Origin of the sequence: Marinibacterium profundimaris, assembly GCF_002210095.1 — a bacterium.
GTDB lineage: Bacteria > Pseudomonadota > Alphaproteobacteria > Rhodobacterales > Rhodobacteraceae > Marinibacterium > Marinibacterium profundimaris.
Genome location: NZ_AQQR01000059.1, coordinates 1 through 601, shown reverse-complemented (window position 1 = coordinate 601; position 601 = coordinate 1). Strand labels below are relative to the sequence as shown.

General features: G+C 60.1%; 1 protein-coding gene. It reads left to right on the top strand.

Annotated features, from left to right (window positions below; genetic code table 11):
• On the top strand, positions 1–562 hold a 562-nt coding region (locus tag ATO3_RS28360), incomplete at its 5' end, for an IS3 family transposase (protein ID WP_143747427.1).
• Positions 563–601: the final 39 nt, after the last annotated feature.

Genomic DNA, 601 nt, shown 5'->3' with positions numbered 1-601 from the left:
CCGCGAGCTGGAGCTGAACCTCAGGATCAAGCCGCGCAAACGGCTGAAACGGGAGAAGCCCGACGAGTTGGTCGTGCCAGAACAGCCGAACGAAGTCTGGTCCATGGACTTCATGGCAGATCGCCTCGGGGACGGTCGCCAGTTCCGGCTGCTGAATGTCCTGGACGACTTCAACCGTGAAGGGCTGGGTATCGAGGTCGACTTCTCGCTACCCGCGGAACGCGTCGTCAGGGCGCTGAACCAGATCATCGAGTGGCGTGGTGCGCCTCGAACCATACGAGTCGACAACGGTCCGGAATACATCAGCGGCACCCTCATGGAATGGGCCGAGAACAAGGGCATCGCCTTGGCCCACATACAGCCGGGGAAACCGCAGCAGAACGCTTATGTCGAGCGCTACAACCGGACGGTCCGGCACGAATGGCTGGACCTCCACATCTTCGAAACCATCGACCAGGTGCAGCAGATTGCCACCGAGTGGCTCTGGTCTTACAACAACGAGCGCCCAAACATGGGCAATGGCGGGATGACACCCGCACAGAAACTGAGAATGGCCGCGTGAACTCTACGACCAAGTCCCCGTAAAAACGGGGGGATTACC